This window comes from Haliscomenobacter sp., from assembly GCF_040403615.1.
Classification (GTDB): Bacteria; Bacteroidota; Bacteroidia; order Chitinophagales; family Saprospiraceae; genus Haliscomenobacter.
Genome location: NZ_JBBAKG010000048.1, coordinates 11,132 through 30,366 on the forward strand (window position 1 = coordinate 11,132; position 19,235 = coordinate 30,366).

9 protein-coding genes are annotated in these 19,235 nt (G+C 43.7%); 5 read left to right on the forward strand and 4 right to left on the reverse strand.

All coding sequences use genetic code 11. The features are described from left to right. Positions 1-404 precede the first annotated feature (404 nt). Together ABW391_RS16055 and ABW391_RS16060 are read left to right on the forward strand one after the other, a co-directional pair. On the forward strand, positions 405-3,593 hold the full coding sequence (locus tag ABW391_RS16055) for a SusC/RagA family TonB-linked outer membrane protein (RefSeq protein ID WP_353482909.1): 3,189 nt from the start codon (positions 405-407) through the stop codon (positions 3,591-3,593). Positions 3,594-3,619: 26 nt separating this feature from the next. Next, complete coding sequence (locus ABW391_RS16060; RefSeq protein ID WP_353482910.1) at positions 3,620-5,137, forward strand: SusD/RagB family nutrient-binding outer membrane lipoprotein; 1,518 nt, start codon at positions 3,620-3,622, stop codon at positions 5,135-5,137. Between the two features lie 224 nt (positions 5,138-5,361). Here the strand turns inward: ABW391_RS16060 and ABW391_RS16065 are convergent, their stop codons facing one another. The 4 genes from ABW391_RS16065 to ABW391_RS16080 all read right to left on the reverse strand — a co-directional run bounded on the left by ABW391_RS16065 (position 5,362) and on the right by ABW391_RS16080 (position 10,285). After that, complete coding sequence (locus ABW391_RS16065; RefSeq protein ID WP_353482911.1) at positions 5,362-5,928, reverse strand: MarC family protein; 567 nt, start codon at positions 5,926-5,928, stop codon at positions 5,362-5,364. Positions 5,929-6,107: 179 nt separating this feature from the next. Next, positions 6,108-7,427, reverse strand: a complete 1,320-nt coding sequence (locus ABW391_RS16070; RefSeq protein ID WP_353482912.1) for a membrane dipeptidase — start codon at positions 7,425-7,427, stop codon at positions 6,108-6,110. Positions 7,428-7,502: 75 nt separating this feature from the next. Beyond that, positions 7,503-8,969, reverse strand: coding sequence for an adenosine deaminase (locus ABW391_RS16075; protein WP_353482913.1), 1,467 nt, complete (start codon positions 8,967-8,969; stop codon positions 7,503-7,505). 236 nt (positions 8,970-9,205) lie between these two features. Continuing rightward, positions 9,206-10,285 (reverse strand): Gfo/Idh/MocA family protein, encoded by a 1,080-nt coding sequence (locus ABW391_RS16080; protein ID WP_353482914.1) that lies wholly within the window; start codon positions 10,283-10,285, stop codon positions 9,206-9,208. Positions 10,286-10,638: 353 nt separating this feature from the next. On the opposite strand from ABW391_RS16080, the gene ABW391_RS16085 reads away from it, so the two are divergent. From ABW391_RS16085 to ABW391_RS16095, 3 genes are read left to right on the forward strand one after another with little or no spacing between them, the layout of a single operon-like run. After that, positions 10,639-11,520: an acetoacetate decarboxylase family protein gene (locus ABW391_RS16085; RefSeq protein WP_353482915.1), complete on the forward strand. Its 882-nt coding sequence runs from the start codon at positions 10,639-10,641 to the stop codon at positions 11,518-11,520. A gap of 9 nt (positions 11,521-11,529) precedes the next feature. Continuing rightward, positions 11,530-13,749 (forward strand): NAD(P)-binding protein, encoded by a 2,220-nt coding sequence (locus ABW391_RS16090; protein ID WP_353482916.1) that lies wholly within the window; start codon positions 11,530-11,532, stop codon positions 13,747-13,749. A 29-nt stretch (positions 13,750-13,778) separates the two neighbouring features. Continuing rightward, entirely contained in the window at positions 13,779-19,163 is a 5,385-nt protein-coding gene (locus tag ABW391_RS16095) for an AAA family ATPase (RefSeq protein WP_353482917.1), read from the forward strand. The last annotated feature ends 72 nt before the right edge of the window (positions 19,164-19,235 follow it).

Here is a 19,235-nt window from a genome sequence, read left to right on the forward strand (position 1 = left end):
ATTGTGACAAATGCATCAAAATCATTTTAACAACAATAAAAAAAGATAGTAATACTTATAAAAGTAAAAAACGCCCATTGTAGAAAGTTGTTCACTAAATATTTGAGCATTTATTAAAAAAATATAGTAACTATTTATCAGTCGCCTTCGGCTACGCAAAACCCCAAACCCCAAATTCCCAAATAAAAATTTCAATTCACACAATAATATACCAAAATCGTATATCTTTATCCCCGTGCAGTATCTACACCTCCTTCTTGTGCTGGCAAATAGATCTAAAAAAAAGTAACCATTGCTGCATTCAATCTCTTTGTATTCACCTGCAAACTTAGCCGCAGCGTGAGCAGAAAAGCCTGCTCGCCAGCACATTCTAATACCTAACTTTTCATTAAAACAGAAGTAGTATGCTTAAGTATTACCTCACTAGTACACCTTTCCTGCTTCGCAGGTTGATGGCTGTTCTAATTCTAATTACCGGGGTACTGGTATCCGCTACCGCACAAGTAAAGGTGAGTGGAACCGTAACCGACACCAAGGGCGAAGCATTGCCCGGGGTAAGTATCCTCTTGCAAGGCACTACCAAAGGAACCGTTACAAACATTGATGGTGCATTTGATCTGGACGTTCCTACTGGTGCAGTATTGGCATTCAGCTATACTGGCTTTAAAGCCCAAACGGTTACCATCACCAACCAAACCGTGATTAATGTTGCGTTGGAGGATGAAGTTAATCTGCTGGAAGGCGTAACCATTACTGCTTTGGGAATTACGGCCAACAAAAAGACCTTGACGTACTCTTCACAGGGGGTAGATGGAGCTGATTTGCTAAACACCCAACGCGACAACCCATTCCTGAGTTTGCAAGGTCGGGTAGCTGGGCTTAGCCTTACTCCGGTTTCGGCTGCAGCTGGTGGTTCATCGATCATCAACCTGCGGGGCGTAAACTCTTTGGGCAGCAGCAACCAACCATTGTTCGTAGTTGACGGTTTGCCCATTAACAGCGGAACCCTGGATCAGCACAACCTGCATTCGGATGCAACCGCTGTAAACGGCAACGTAAACAACAACCGAGACGATGTAGGCAGCCGTTTAGCGGAATTGAACGCCAATGACATCGAAAATATTACCGTACTGAAAGGCCCTGAAGCAGCTGCACTTTATGGCAACGAAGGCGCCAACGGGGTATTTCTCATCACCACCCGCAAAGGAAAAGCTGGAACAGGAAAAATCACTTACAACAACCGCTTTGCAGCTTCTGAGTTGTATTTGTTTCCTGAAACTCAAAAAGTATTCGGACGTGGCCGCAACGGCGGAATTGAAGTCAATGACCCAGACTATTTTGGCCCAAAATATGCGGATGGAACGCAGTTTTATGACAACGTAGGTAATTTTTACCAAAGAGGCAGCAACATGCGCCATGACCTGGCCTTTGAAGGGGGTACCGAGCGCATGACTTACCGCCTCTCTTCTTCTTACCTGGACAGCAAGGGGATCATTCAAACCAACCGTTTTCAGCAGGTCAACGTTGCCTTGAATACTGAAGCACAAGTTTTGAAATGGCTCAAAGCAACCAGTCGTTTCAGCTATGCCCGCAACCGCAACATCCTGCCTCCTGGAGGCGCGGAAGGTTACCTGACTGCCCTGGTGCGTTACCCAAGTGACAAGGATGCGAGTAAATATGAGAATGCTGACGGAACCAGAATTCTGACTTTGCCTGCTGCTACCAACGGAACAGACAATGACAACCCGTTCTTCAACGTGAACAATAGCGCACGTCAAGATCAAACCGACCGCACCAATGCGAATGTTAGTTTGACCGCAGATGTTACCCCCTGGTTGAGTCTTGTGGGCCGTTTTGGTGCCGATATTTACACCACCAATGCCAACCGCTTTTTCCATCCTTACTCCAATATTGGTTTCAGCCGGGGTGGATGGATTGAAAACTACACCGACTTGGGCCGTTTGCTCAACAGTAACTTTTTTGCCAATGTGAATAAATCTTTCGGCAAACTAACTACCAGCATCCAGGTGGGTGGATCGATCGATGACCGCCGTTTCGAAACGACTTCATTGTATGGCGAAAAATTGTTTTTGCCAGACTTCAACAGCATCAACAACGTTGATCCGATTACCATGCGCAACAGATCCATCCTGACCCGTAGTCGCCTGCTCGGTGCATTTGCACAAGCTCGATTTACCTACGAAGGATGGTTGACGCTGAACGTAACTGGACGGAACGACTGGTCTTCTACCCTACCCGTTGAAAACCGTTCTTATTTTTATCCATCTGCTGGTTTGGCCTGGAACATCATGGACATGCCCTTCATGAAAGGGAAGATCAAAGCACTGGACAATTTCAAACTGCGTGCAACTTTTGCGGAAGTGGGCAACCCTGCACCGCCTTTCAAAATCCGGGCACGTTTGGTACCACAGACCTCCACAGGGGGCGGTTTCTTGTATGACTTCTTTGGTGACAACCCCAACCTGAAGCCTGAAACGGTAAGAAGTTATGAATTTGGAACTGAAATGAGCTTCTTCAAGGGAAGAGTTACCATAGAGGCGAGTTTCTTTTCCAAAACCTTGATCGATCAGATCATCTCTCAACGTTTGAGTTATGGTACCGGATTTATTTTTGGTTTATTGAATGGTGGCGAGCTGAGTACCAAAGGTACGGAATTGCAATTGGGTCTGACTCCGATTCGCGGCAAAGGCTTTGAGTGGAACCTGAACATCAACTTCACCAAGTATGAAACCAAAGTAATATACCTGCCTGCCAACCAGTCGGAATACTACAACTCAGATACCTGGGCTTACGACAACGTACGCGCCAGTGCATTCACCAACGTTGAGCTATTGGCTGCTCGTTTCAATCAGCCAGCCAACCGTTTTTACGAGCCAGTGAATGGTCGTGGTGCAGGTTCGGCTACAGCCATTGGCGGATTCAGCTACTTGCGCAACAGCAAAGGCCAGGTCTTGATTGACCCAACTACTGGCTTCCCGCTGCGCAACAACAACTTCTTGCCCATTGGCGACCGCAACCCAGATTTCACCGTGGGTTTGGTCAACAGTTTCCGGTACAAAGGTTTGACCTTGTCCTTCTTGCTTGACATCCGCAAAGGTGGGGACATTTTCAATGGCAACGAACTCTATATGGTGCGCAACGGTTTGAGTAAAAAAACGCTTGACCGCGATGTAGCAAGGGTTATTCCAGGTGTATTGAGAGATGGCAAAGAAGAAAGTGAAACGCCTACTGTCAACACTAGGCAAATCACGCCAAGTGCCAACGAAACCTATTACACTACGGTTTTGTCTCCCGAAGATTTTGTGGAAAAAGACATCAACTGGTTGCGCTTGCGGGATGTAACCTTGCGGTATTCCTTCCCCAGCAAGATTCTGAGCAAAACCAAAGCAATCAGAGATTTTAGCATCTTTGTGAACGGTACTGATTTGTTGTTGATCACCAATTATACTGGTGCGGATCCATACGTCAGTGTGACCAACCCAGCCACTGGTGGTGCAGGAGGCTATGGCCTGGATTTTGGTAAAACATCCTTGCCCCGTCAGGTATCAGCTGGCATCAGCATTACATTTTAAAGTTTAACTCAAAAGCGAATTCAATCATGAAAAATAAAATCATAGTTGCATTTATTGGGTTGATGAGTCTATTCGTCTTCAATGGTTGCAACGATTACCTGGACATCAACTTTGACCCCAGCAACCCTCAGGTTGCCGAAGGGTTTGCAATTTTGCCTCCAATGTTGGCCCAAATGGCGCGGGGAGAGGCTTTTGACATCCGTTTTGCCGGGCAATACACCCAAAACTGGGCACTGGTTTCTACCAACAATGCCTGGGATTTGCATGGGTATGTACCAGCCAGCGATGCAGGTGGCGAAAAATGGCGCAGCCACTATTGGTCAATTGGCAAAAACGTAGACATCATCATCGAACAAGCTACCGCCAAGCAGCAGTGGGATTACGTCGGAGTAGCAAAAGCCATCCGTGCCTGGAGCTGGCAAACAACAACTGATGTACACGGGGAAGTCATTCTGAAGCAAGCTTGGGAACCCAACCGCTACGTATTTGATTTTGACAGTCAACAAGATGTGTATACAGAAGTGGTTCGTTTGGCCAACGAGGCGCTGACCGACCTTGCGCGCACTGATGGCAACATAAGCGTAGCCAACCTGGGCAGAGGTGACCTGACCTACAAAGGTGACCGCAGCAAGTGGATCAAATTTGTGTATTCTGTTTTGGCGCACAACGCCCACCGTTTGACCAACAAAGCGGGCTACGACCCAGCCAAGGTGATCGAATATTGCGACAAATCACTAGCCAGCAATGCCGACAATTTTAACGTACCACACGCCGGAACCAACTCTCTGGACGGGAATTTCTTCGGGCCTACCCGCAACAACCTGGGCAATTTCCGCCCATCTGCTTATATTTTGAGTTTGCTGGACGGTACTGTTTTTGGCGGTGTCAAAGATCCTCGGATGCCTTTGATGATCACGGCTTCTGCTGACGGTGTTTTCCGCGGCGTTGTACCGACCAAAGGTGACCCAACTACCAGCAACACCGATACCAAGCGGATTCCCAACATGTGGGGCGCCAATCCATCGGCGGCAGTGACCACCATTACGGGCAAGTATTTCTTTACGGATAAGTCCGATCATCCATTGGTGACTTATTCAGAGATTCAGTTCATCAAAGCGGAAGCGGCCTTCATCAAGGGCGACAAGGCTTTGGCGTACGATGCCTACAAAAAAGGCATCATTGCGCACATGGATCTGGCCAAGGTAGCTGCTGCTGCCCGCGATGCCTACATGACCAGTGCCGCTGTACCCCAAACTGCCGATGCCTTGAAACTGAGCGACATCATGTTGCAAAAATACATCGCCTGCTGGGTAATTGGTGCTTTGGAAACCTGGGCAGACATGCGCCGGTACAATTACAGCAATACGGTTTACACCGGATTCACTCCGCCAGCTACTTTGTTCATCGACAACAGTGGTAAATTGGCGCAGCGCTTCCGCCCACGCTTCAACTCGGAATATGTGTGGAACCGAGAATCGTTGACCACCATTGGTGGCAATGATCCCGATTACCATACCAAACCGGTTTGGTTCTCGCAGAAGTAATGAACCTGAATTCGGGGATTAAAAATTGGATTCAATATTAACTGCTATCCAATTAATAATTCCCGAATTCTCGTTACTAAATTTTCCGGAAAAATATTTTCTGCGTAGCTACCGGAGCATCACTTGGAAAACTAATATAATTTAGAATAAGCCAGTTGCCATCGAGCAAATAGATTTACTAATTTTTTTGTCCTTTCCAAAGCAAGCTTAGGATTTTTTTTTAACTACCCAATCCCCAAGTTCGTTTTGAAAATTTTTACCGCAACAGCCAGCAAAATAACCCCCATAAATTTGCGGATGACCAACAAGCCCCCGCGACCAAGCAGTCTTTCCAGCAAGCGCAAGGAGCGCAAAACCAGGAAAATGATCAGCAAATTGAGCAAGATACCAACTACAATTTCAAGCACAGCGAAGTTGGTTTTTAAGGAAATGATGGTCGTTAGCGTACCCGAACCAGCAATCAGGGGAAAAGCGACTGGCACGAGGCTCCCCGTCTGACTTCCGTCTTCTGTTTTGAAAATATCAATGCCCAGGGTCATCTCCAGCCCCATGATGAAAATCAAAATCGAACCCGCTACGGCAAAGGATTTTAGATCAACCCCCAATACGTGCAGGAAGGACTCGCCAATAAACAAGAATACCAGCATCAATATCCCGGCAAAACCGGTGGCTTTCCAGGCCTGGATCTGCCCGATGCGCTCGCTGATGGAGATCAGGATCGGAATGTTTCCCAACATGTCGATGATGGCAAAGAGGGTAAAAGTGACGGTGAAGATGTGGTCAAAGTTCATTAGGAGTGCGCGTTTGGTGCACACAAAAGTACGAGGAATTAGTTCCTTCTTCTTGTTTCATCCCGATGAACTTAGTAGTGGGGCAAAAATAAGTGTTTCATTTTCTCGGAGCCAAAGTATTAGATAAGAAACTCAAAATGAACCGTTTACTCATCTAATCCTTTGGCAAAATGAAACACTTATTTTTTTTTCGCCCTTAAGAAGTATTGCCACAATTGCAAAAACTTTTCTGATGCCCTTTTGATGGGTTCCAGATCGACTCCATCACCGGACAAAGCATCCCAATGCCCTTTGATCAAACCAGGGTGAGCCAGTCCTTTTTGCTCAAACTCCTCGTAAGCCCTGATTTTTAACATTGGATAGCAACCTTTCTTGCCGTACCTGGGCCGTTCATGGCTCAGCCAACCATTGAAATCAGATTCAAAGCCAATGGCGTATTTTACTTTTTGGGAGTCGGTCAATTTGCTGAATACCATAAGAGAATCATTGGAAATCAATGCAGCATTGCCTTCAACAAACTGCTTCAGTGCCAAATAACTAAATTTGTAGTTGTCAACTGAACCCGCACAATAGCATTTGGCACGATTCAAACTATCGAGCAACTGTTGGTATGCGGGAGAAGATTTGCGGGGTTTCAACGGCGCGCCACTCAAAGGCAAAGAGACAAATCCATTGTGATGGTAAATGCCAATGATGTCGGCTTCGGAAATTCCACGGGGACTGTTGTGTACCGGTTGAAACCCGTCGTGGGTTGAAATCGGAGGAATCTGCTGTTCATACATAAAATCGAGTGCATCCCTCCGGGTTTGGGCCGACATGTGGGTAAGGTCGGTCATGATGCCCGCATTGGCCAAATAGCGGATGGCATTTTTGCCGTGTTCTGTCAGCCTACGGTTTTTTTCTTTGCGAAACACCCCTTTCAAATTCATTATCCGCGTGAAAAAACCTGGAGTAATAGCGGAAGCTCCATTCTCGTCATCCAGCAAATGCACCAGGGTAACAAACGCCACTCCTTTGCTCGCCCAAAAATTGGCGTCCTCCTGACTGTCGATTATTCTCCTTCCACCTTCAATCGAATGGATAAACACAGTTTTGTTGGTATTGAGTACCAGGTCTCGTGCCTCTTGGGGTGTGGTGGCAAGGGCAAATTTGTCGGCATGTTGTTGAATAAAGGCATTGACATATTCAATTTGTTCCAAAATCACTCTGCGCGCTTTTTCCCTGGATTGCACCCATTCCTTGTTGATTGCACCGTTGATGATGATCCGTGCACCGGGATTGTTTTCAAAAAAATTGGCATAATTCACATTGGTAAACATGTGTTTGAACCTGAGTCTCGGAGGGGCATTTTTTGGAAAATAGGTCAATCCATCACTAAATAACCCATACGGAATGTGGATGGCCGTATGGGTCTGTAAGTCCATAAATGTTCTTATTTCCTGGGCGTTTAAATTTTGTAAAATCAAAAAGCAAAGCAGGACGAATACGGGTTTTCTCATTCGAATTCGGTTGAACAAAATCTTCAATTGCTAAACGCCCTGCTATGGTAATTATTTCCAACCGGATTCAGTCCATCATCTTCTCAATTGCATCACCTGCAACTTCTGCTCAAACGCCGCAATTTGCTGCTGCAATCCGTTCAACAACTTCAACTTCAACTGTTCCTCTTCGATGAAACTGAATTTGATGCTGTTGTAGATGTATTGCTTGATCTCCGTATAGGTGATATTCTTGTACCGATTGGCCAAGAGTACAAATTGTTCGGTCAAATTGGTACGCAGGATGCCTGCATCATCTGTGGAGATGACCATCGGCACTTTGGCATTGCGGTACAGCGTGATGGGGTGGCGATCATCCTTGACATTCAGGATGAATTCATTGCTGACCAGGTTGATTTCCACCGCAATTTGCTGGGTTTGCATCACTTTCAGAAGGTCATAGACCTGAGCTTCGTGTGCCAGATCTACGCCATGCCCAATGCGGTTGGTGCCTGCCTCACGAACGGCAGCGTTGATGTGCCAGTTTAGGTCTTCCGGTTTGACCAGGCCAAGGGTTAATTCGCCAGCATGCATAGAGCATTTGACTTTGGGGAAATGCTGTTTGCACCACTTAAACATCTGCATATGCAACCAGTAGTTCCGCATGGAGCTGGGATTGTCTTCGGGCGCTACGATGTTGACTCCTACGATCAATTTGCTGCGCTCTGCCGAAAGGAAAGACGCAACCAGGTTGCCAAACAAGGTCACCTGATCTTCGAGTACCCGGGTCACGTAGCCCTGAAAGCGCAGGGTAAAAGCATTGTCATCCAGCATGAGTTCACTGTGGATGTCTTCAATGTCTTTGGTGTATTTGGCCACTTTCCCTTCAATGCCTCTTCGCATGAATTGAGCGTACAAGCTATCCAGAACGATTGGAAGGCTGTTGCTGTTTTTTTGGCCTAGCAAGGAATCCAGAATCGCAGCATAAGGTTTTAGATCAGATAAATCCAACCCGTGTTTGGCAGAGCGGTACATGCATTCGATGTATTGTACATTTTCCGCTTTGGCGCGTTGTTTGATTTCCAGCAAACCCTCTTTAGGTACCCCTTTGCTGGCCAGGTCGAATTTGTCAAAAGCATCAAAAAAATGCTTGTCGCTGGCTTCATCACCTGCGAAATAGTCTTTAACCGACCAGTAGCGCAGCAATTGGTAGCGAATTTCATTCAAGCCACCCGCAGCCTTGATTTCGCTGAATTTTCGGATATCGGCATTCGCGGAAGGCATTTTGTCAAATATCGCCAGGGTTTTGACATTGATGCAATAGTCGGAATTGACCACAAAATCAAAGTAAGTTTCGGCGTATACCGAGCCGCTGAAATGGTGGTGCAAATCACCTCCTTTAGGCATTTGCTGGAAAAAAGCGGTCAACAAGGCGCGGTTGTCGCGAATGGAATTGAGGTAATCTGAGGTATATTTTTCAGGAGTGATTTGCGCGCTTAATGCAGAGAAAACAGTGCAAAAAACAAGGGCGAGCAGTAGGCTTCTTTTAATTAGCTTGGGCATGATTTTAGGTGTTTTGATTTTGAGAATGCGTATTCCGCCTTCGGCGGGTTTTTTCTGCCACAAATTTCACAAATTTTCACAAATTGGAACGCAAACTTCGTTTGTGTTCCCTTTACGAACGAAGTTCGTGCTTGAATTTGTGAAAATTTGTGGAATTTGTGGCAAAAAAACTCCTTAACGAACGAAGTTCGTGCCTGAATTTGCGTCTAAAAAAAGCAAATTGAGCCAATCAAAAATCATGCTAGTCGCACCATTTCCCCAGTTCGCACCGATTCATCACAGGCGAACGCTACTTTGAGGCTGTTCACCGCATCCGCCAGGTGATCGGTCAGGTCGATGTCTTCCAATATTGCGTTGAGAAAGTACCGTTGCTCTCGGTTGCACAATTCCTGGTGATCCGGTTCATCCGTGAGATCTATCCATTCATCAGGATTCGTGAATTCATTTTGGGCATCAATGTCGGCATGGTGCCAACGCAGTGACTCCGTTTTGGTATGCGCATCCACGCTGTCGGATTTGCCTGCGCCACCAGCATCCTTGGCTACGATGGATACACAACCTGCGGGGCCAATCACATCTTTGACAAAAAAAGCAGTTTCGCTCATCATGGGCCCCCAACCTGCTTCGTACCAGCCCACCGAACCATCTTCAAAGTGGATTTGCAATTGGCCGTAGTTGTAATTCCAGTCTGGAATGTCGTTGCTCATCCGCGCACCGATTGCACTTACCCTGATTGGCTTACTACGGGTCATTTGGCACATCACATCGATGTAATGCACGCCACAGTCTACAATCGGACTGAGGCTTTTCATCAAATTGCGGTGTACATCCCACATGTAACCGTGGCTTTGCTGGTTGAGGTTCATACGCATCACCAAGGGCTTGCCCAGTTGTTGGGCAATTTCTACAAATTTTGCCCAGGAGGGATGGTGCCGCAGGATGTACCCTACTACTACTTTTTTATTGGCTTTTTGAGCAGCAGCCACTACCCTCTCTGCACCAGCAACTGAGTCTGCAATGGGCTTTTCGATAAAGACATGGCAACCTGCTTCCAGTGCTTGCACACAGAATTGTTCGTGGGTATCCGGATAAGTAGAGATGCACACTGCATCGGGTTTGGTTTCTACCAAGGCCTGGGTGAAATCCGAATACAGCGGGAATCCGCCGCCTAGTTTTTCATTCAGTACTTCTTTGCTTTTTCCGGTAGAAACGATGCCACAGATGGAAAAGCCGTCTATTGACTGATAAGCCTGGGCATGGGAAGCACCCATATTGCCGCAACCGACTACAAGGACTTTGATGGAGGTATTGCTCATAGATCTGATGTTTGATGGGGTAAAAATATTCCGATAAAGCACTTTGAAGCTAATTCACCTCGAATATTTGTAATAAAAAATTCAACCTTCAATAATTTCTTTTGTTATTTTACATCTAAATTTTGGCTTTCTTCCCATGCAACCTAGCATTGATACTTCTGAATTGTTCTCAAAAGAGTATTTCACTTCATTTCAGCTAAAAACCACCGATCATGTCAGGCTCTACTTCTAAATTTCATTACCTGAATGGATCCATGACTTTTCCTCAGCCCTTTGAAGAAAAAGGTTCAACGATGATGAGCTTTATCTTCAAAGCAGATCTGCAAAGTCTACAAAAGGTATGTGACAAATGGTTGAATGTACCCAGCAACAATGAATTGTTCTATCAACCGCTTGCCCCAATAGTGCAGATCACTTTTGCCAACACAAAAGAGAGCAGGCCATCCAGTGAACCCTATAGCCAATGGGGTGTGATTCCTTACCAAGAAGTCATTGTCACTCTCTTTGTAGTGCGAATAAAAAAACTGGGTGGAATTTGGGTTGAGGAGCACATTAGTGCTTTGGTTCCCTATATTTTTGTAACCGATGCAATTGTGATGGCGAACGGTCGTGAAGTATACGGCATGCCCAAAGCTTTAGGTTGGGTAGAACTACCAATTAGTCTAAAAGATCCAGGAAAAATATTTAATCTGCATGCTGTAAGTACTGTTGATTTCAAAAGAGGCGCCCCTTTTTCAAAATTACCACTGCTTTCTATCGTTCAAACCAGCGAAGCTGATGTTCCATTTACGGAAGAATGGAAAGACATTTCAGTGGCCATCGAAGCTTTAAAAAGGCAAATGTTTGGAGAAGGACATCTAGAAATTCCTGGAATCAGCCTCTTCATCGAAGTCGCCAAATTATTTTTAACAAAAGAACTTCCGTTTACTTCTCTGCGGCAAGTTCGATCTATTTCTAACCCAGATGAAGCCATTTATCAAGCAATAGTTGAATTCACTGCCAATTCGCTCAATGTAAATGGTGGTGGATTGATCAATGGTTCTTTTCAACTCAAACTACCTGACAATGCCTTATTTCCCATCGCCTCAGACCTTGGATTAACCGATGGCCAGTTGGCTGAATCAGCGTTCTGGCTAGATTGGGATTTTCTTTTTGACGTTGGAAAGGAAATTTGGAATGCCGAGCAAAAACCAAGTATTTTTAAGCAAATTAAACATTTGCTAGGACTAAGCTAAATATGAATCATGGAAACTACTGACACGTTAAAACCCAAAAAGCAAAAAATAGTCATTCTAGGCGGAGGCGTTTCCGCAATGACTACTGCAATGCAGCTCACCGAAGAACCCAATTGGCAAGAAAAATATGAGATCACCCTTTATCAAATGGGTTGGCGCCTTGGTGGCAAAGGCGCAAGCGGCCGCAACACTGATATAGCCAACCGCATTGAGGAGCATGGGCTGCACCTTTGGTTTGGTTTTTATGACAATGCGTTTGACCTGATTCAACGCTGTTATGCTGCCAACAACAGGCCTTTAACTAAGCCCCTGGCTACCTGGCAAGAAGCTTTCAAACCTTTTGATATTGTAGTGCTGGAAGAATACGTTTGGGGCAAATGGGAACACTGGCCTATGCTCTTGCCTAGAAATGATGAAATGCCAGGTCTAAATGGGCCTCCTCCCACCGTTTGGGAATACATCAGACACATTCTGGCTGCACTTCATGTCCAACATGTAAACTACTTCAAATCCCAAGGTAAAAACAAAAAAACTTCAAGCGCTGCTGCACCAACCCCAAAAAAATTAAGCTTATGGAAAAGAATTTCTAATTTATTTAGTGGACAGAAAAATCCTGAATTAGAAAATGAACACGATACTTTTTTTAAAGGAATTGAGCAATGGTGGGAAAAAATAGAACACAGCATTGAAGCTGTTGGTTTAGAGATCAGTGCTAGACTCATTCTGACCGCTTTACGCATCGTTGAAAGTCTGATCAGTAAAAACCCGACTCATCACAGCATACTTTTGGACATCATTGATCGAATTTTGCGCTGGTTATGGCTGAAAATTGAACACGAGATCGACGAAGACCCTGAAACCAGACACCTTTGGGTCACTACTGATTTTGCGCTGAGCACGATTCGAGGAATGATTGTTGATGGGGTAATCACCGAGGGGTTTGATGTCATCAACAATATTGATTTCCGCGATTGGATTAAGAAACACGGAGCCTCTGCCATTACAATCGATTCAGGATTGGTACAAGCCGTTTATGGTCTGGTATTTGGTGGCTATAAATATTTCACGTTCGAGGCCGGGACGGCATTGCGTGGCGCAATGCGGATGGCTTTTACCTACCGTGGATCTGTATACTATCGAATGCAAGCCGGTATGGGCGATACGATTTTTGCTCCGATGTACGAAGTATTGAAAGCCAGAGGAGTGAAGTTTGAGTTTTTTAACAAAGTTAAGAACTTGAAACTCAGTTCAGATAAAAAGAACATCGAATCCATTGAAATTGGGATTCAGGCAACAGTCAAAAACAATCAGGAGTACAACCCTCTCTTCGATGTAAAAGGATTGCCTTGTTGGCCATCCAATCCATTGTATGACCAACTGGATCAAGGCGAACAATTAAAAGACTTCAACCTAGAATCTTACTGGACGCCTTGGCAAGACGTAGGTACAAAAACGTTGCAAGCTGGTGTTGATTTTGACATCGTAGTTCAAGGAATAGCCATCGGAGCATTGCCGGTCATCGCCAAGGAATTGATAGCCGAAAATGAAGATTGGAAAAAAATGGTTGAATCCGTAACCGCCTGCGAAACGAACGCCTTTCAACTCTGGTTTTATCCAGATGTTGCCGGATTGGGTTGGCCTTACTGGATGGACGAAGTCCCATTGTCTGGCAGTTACAAAGAACCTTTTGATACCTGGGCTGACATGAGTGACCTGATCATTCGTGAATCATGGCCAGACCATGCCTTTCCAAACAATATAGCTTACGTATGCGGCCCTATTGAAACCAAGGTTGACTATTCCAAATGGGATTTTAACGACCATACGGTACCCATGAAAGCCTACGAGGAAGTCAAGAACAAGACCAAGGATTACCTTGAAAAGCTGAGTCCTCACTTATGGCCAAATGCTTCTGATGGAAATGGTAACTTCAATTGGGACTTACTGATTGACTTAAACAATCGCATCGGAGTAGATCGCTTCAATAGTCAATGGTTTAAGGCAAACATTGACCCTTCTGAGCTTTATGTTCTTTCTGAAACCAACAGTAGCATTCACCGAATGAAAACGCATCCCTGCGGTTTTGACAATCTCTACATTACTGGTGATTGGATTGACAATGGTTTCAATGCTGGTTGTGTAGAAGCTGCGGTTATCGCAGGGAAACAGACAGCTCGTGAAATCCTGAAACAGGAACACGAAATAATGGGCGAAAAAGATCCGGTTTAATTTATCCATTTTCATCAGCGATTTGAATCATGTTTAAAGGGTACGAAATTTCTGAAATCCTTCACCAAGGAATCAAATCTAATGTATACAGGGCCACCTTTAGTGATGGGAATCTGCCTGTTGTCATCAAGTCTTTGGCTAATCCGTACCCAACGCCTTTAGAGATTGCCCGATTGCGTCATGAATTTCAACAATTGCAAGGATTAGAATTCCAAGGCGTGCCCAAAGTATTTGGCTTTGAAAAAAATGACAATAACTACAGTATTGTTCTAATCGATCACCAAGGGATACCCGTCAAATCTTATGTCGACAATGAGCTACATGGCGTTGCTGGTATGCTAAGCATTGCGGAACAGCTCTGCCAGATTCTTGCCTTTATTCATTCACAACAAATTATACATCGAGATATAAAGCCACAAAACATCATTGTTTCTCCTTCGAACGGAGAAGTGCAAATCATTGATTTTGAATTGGCTACTCGCTTAATGCCCGGAATACAAGAGGCAACCGGGGTTTTAGAAGGCTCATTGCCGTATATCTCACCAGAACAAACTGGCCGCATGAATCGCCCAGTCGATTATCGTTCAGATCTTTACTCCTTGGGGGTAACCCTTTTTGAATTGATAACGGGTCAATTGCCTTTCACTGCCAATCATCCGCTTGAATGGATACACGCACATTTGGCGCAAGCGGCTCCAGACCCCCGTACAATTCGACCTGAATTACCAGAAGCCATTGCCAGAATTATCCTAAAACTACTGTCTAAGTCGGCTGACGATCGATACCAGAGTGCCTACAACCTGCAAAAAGACTTGAAAAATTGTGTAGCACAATGGCACCAAAACAAGCATATTGTACCGTTTGAACCGAACATAGCTGACTCATTTGGATTATTCATTCTGCCTTCAAAACTCTACGGACGAGAAGAACAACTGGAACAATTGTCTCAAATTATGAATCGGGTGATTGAAGCCCAAAAACCACAGTTGATTCTGGTTTCTGGTTATTCTGGAATCGGGAAAACAGTACTGATTCAGGAAGCACGCAAACAGATTACTATCGCTAAAGGCAACTTTACCAAAGGCAAATTCGACCAATTGAATCGGAATATTCCTTACTTTGGATTTACGATTGCATTTACCGATCTGGCCAAACAATTATTGGCAGAAAAAGAAGAAGATTTACAAGTACTGAAATCACAATTGATAACTGCTTTAGGTGCGAATATACAGATCATCAACCAACTCATACCAGCCTTTGAGCTAATCATTGGTACACATGCAACTCCTCCTCAGTTGCTACCAGAAGAAGCTTCTAACCGATTTTTACAAACACTTAAAACTTTTGTAAAAACATTGGCTACTCCAAATCGGCCACTCATCATTTTTATCGATGATTTACAATGGGCTGACGTAGCTTCTCTTACATTAATTGAGTTGCTGGCTGCGGATACTGAGTTACAAAGCCTTGGGGTAATTGGGTCTTACCGCAGCAATGAAGTAAATGATGCTCATCCGCTGAAACAGACCCTAAACAAAGTGAAAGCAGTCATGCCTATTCACGAAATTCACTTGGCCAATTTGGAAGAAAGTGACATTCTTGAGCTGCTTTTAGATGCTTTCAAAAGGCCTGTGAAAGACACGATTGGGATGGCTAAGTTGTTGTACACCAAAACCCAAGGAAATCCTTTCTTCCTTACCCAGTCTCTGCTTAATCTAAAAGTGGAAGGCCAAATTAAATTCGATACTGCAAAAGGACATTGGGAATGGAAACAGGAAGAATTGGACAAAATGAACATTACGGACAACGTAGTGGAACTCATGGTTTCAAAAATTCAAAAATTATCTTCACAGGGACAACAAAGTCTGAAGCTTGCCGCTTGTATTGGAAATGATTTCTCTCTTCACCTACTTTCTTGTATTGCCAACAACGATGAATTAATCGCGTTGAAACAGCCTTTAGAAATGGGACTGATTTCTGCTTTGGACGAAAATTATGTCTTGCTTTCCGATGCTCAACAATTTCAAGATAATTTATTAAACCAATATTTCTCCCACCATGAGACGCTGAATGATGCAAAATTTAGATTCTTGCATGATCGGGTACAGCAAGCAGCCTATTCCTTGATGACGGAAGAAGAGCGCAAGGAAATACATCTAAAACTTGGTCAGAACCTAAGTCGAAATTCAGATGCAGAAGGCATTAATGAGCAAATTTTCACCATTTGTAACCACTTAAATAAAGGCAAGGAATACATTACCACTTCAACAGAAAGACTTGAATTGGCGGCGTTTAATCTGCAAGCTGGGAATAAAGCCCGAGAAGCCACAGCTTTTGTTCAAGCATTAGAATACATCTCTACTGGCATTGAATTGCTTGATTCCTCAGCAATTGAAACCAACTATACTTTATGGAAGGGATTGCACCATGAAGTAGCACAGTGTTTTTATTTAACTGGCGACATACAAAATGCGAAAGCAGAATATGAACAGTTGCTTTTACATAGTCAAAGCAAATTAGACAAACTGGTTGTTTATAGATCTTTAGTTGACATGTATTCCTCCAGGGGCATGCACAAAGAGGTAACGGAAACTGTAGCCGCCGCACTACAACTATTCAATATTAATATTCCAACCCGTCCCTTTGAATCAAAGTTGCGGATCATGTCAAGTATCGCTGAAATCAAATGGAGGCTTCGCAACAAGAGCATGGATGATTTAATTCATGGCCCCAGATGCACAGATTTAGATCATATCAAACTAGCTGAATTACTGCTCGAAGCAGGGCCTTCTGTTTTCTTGTCGAATCAAGACTTATTTGCCTGGTTGGTGCTTTTTGAAGTACGATTTGCCCTTAGACTTGGCCATACGCCCTCATCTCCATTAGGTTTCACTGGTTATGGCATGATCATGAACCGCGCTTTTGGCAACATTGAGATCGCCTTTGAAATGGCAGCAATGGGTGAACGACTGAACGAATCATTAGGCAGTGTATTCCCTTATCACAAATTAAAATTTGTACAGCTCAACTTTATTAACCACTACCGGTATGATGCAAACACCTATCTGGAAGATTTTTACAAGCTCGGAAAAATGGCCTTGGCCGATGGCGATTATTTGTATTTAGGGTTAAATTATTATGACATTATTTGTTATCGGTCTGCATTGGGTCACCCGATTGAAGAAATTCTACAGGAGTCTGGTAGCCACCTCAAACATTTAGAGAAACTCAACAATCAAAATGGTTATGACCTTTTACTGTGCCGGTATCAATCCTTGTTGGCCTTATCTGGTAAACCCATTCTTCCGTGGGAGGCCGGGGTGCCAGATGCATCCATTGATTCAAAATTGAATCGATTTAAAAAGGAATTGGCATTTACCAATCTCACTGAATTGTACATTTACATTTATCAAACCAATTATTTAATCAATCTGAATGAACTAAATTTAACCAGTCACCTTTTAGCCAGCAATGAATATTTGAGCTATCTGGATGGTAGTTATTCCTATGTAGACCTGGCACTTTTCCATGCTTTGGCTATCCTAAAAACATTCCCTTCACAGTCAAAAGCAATTCAGCAAAAATTCCGGAAAATTGTGCTGAATCACCTGAAAACCTTAAAGAATAGGTCACTTCAAGGTATTGTAAACTATTTAGGTTATTGTCATTTGGTACAAGCTGTTCATTACCTCATTAACGGTCGTCCACATCGGGCGGCGCAGCTGTTAGAATCAATTGTTTCTGATCTTGAAAAACGAAATGTGCAACATCTTTCAGCCATTGCGAAAGAATTGATTGGAAAGATTTATTTGGAACGAAAGCAAGACAAAATTGCTTTGGCTTATTTAGAAGAAAGTGCGTATGATTATCTACAATGGGGAGCTTCTGCAAAAGTAAAACTGATGATCGACGAGTATCCTTCATTGATTTTGCGCAGGGGCAACGAATTAAACTTCTTAATGAGCCAAAACAACAGTGAAACTTCTCATTTTTTCGATAGCAAATATGGCCTAGACCTTACTAGTTTGATGAAATCCGCAGCTGCAATCTCTGGCGAAATTCTATTAAACAAATTGCTCCCCTCAATGATCTCTATCGTTGTTGAAAATGCTGGAGCTGAAGTAGGTTATTTGATCCTAAAAAACGAAAATGATCTAGTGCTTGCGGTAAAGCGCAGTGTGCTTAGCGCTGAAGCAGAATTCATGCACAATTTGCCACTGAATGAATGCAATGAAGTAGCTCAATCCGTTGTTCAATATGCTCACCGGAGCCACGATACTTTACTTTTAGACCACGCTTACCATGATGAACGATTTAAAAATGACGCTCACATCAGTGCCAATAAACTAAAGTCCATTTTGTGTATCCCGATTTTGCATCAAGGCAATTTTCGCGGGGCAATCTACCTTGAAAACAATCTAATCACTTATGCCTTTTCAGCAGAAAGAGTAAGTGTAATGAACATTCTAAGTGCACAAATCGCGGTGGCACTCGACAATGCCCTACTTTATCGAAACCTGGAAGAATCCCTCAATAATCAAGTTACACTTACCGAAGCTTACAGTAGGTTTACCCCAAATGAGTATCTGCGGTTTTTAGGTCATACTTCGATTTTAGATGTAAAATTAGGAGATTACCGAAGCGAGAAAATGACGGTTTTGTTCTGTGATATCCGCGCCTATACCAGCATTGCAGAACAGTTTACGGCTGAAGAGAATTTCAAATTTTTAAGTGCGTACCTGGAAAAGATGACTGAGATCATCACCAGCCACAATGGAATGGTAAATCAACTACTTGGAGATGGCATCCTGGCCTTCTTTGATGTAACCAAAGACGCCTTGGAGGCCTCTATAGAAATGCAAATTTTCTTGCAGAATTATCAAGTTGAAAACTTACATGGTGCACCAATAAAAATTAAAGCAGGAATCGGCATGCATTCAGGGGAAGTAATTATTGGTATAATGGGCAACGCAAAAAGAATGGATACGGGTATCGTATCGGATACAGTCAATGCTGCTTCACGCATTGAAGGACTCACCAAACATTTTGGAGTCAATGTATTGCTAAGCGAAACTTTAATCGAGCAGTTGGATTGCAAACCCGCTGAGCAATTCAGATTTATTGGCCGTGTACAGGTGAAGGGAAAAAAACAACACATTGGTCTATACGAATGCTTCGATGGTGATCTGCCAGAATTGCAAGCCCAAAAAAAGGCAAGCCTCCAAGCTTATCATCAAGCTTTAGATCTATATTTTAATCAACAGTTTTCAGAAGCGTCGTTAAATTTTGCACAATTGATTGAAGAAAACCCAACCGATTCCGTTTTACTTTATTACAAAAGCAAACTAAACACGCTTCTCCTAAATGGGGTTCCAGAAAATTGGAGTCCTATTGAGGCCATTGAAATCAAATAAAAAATCTACACTACAGGTTTCACAAACTATTAGCTTATTTTACTTTATTTTTTAACCATTGACTAAATTCTA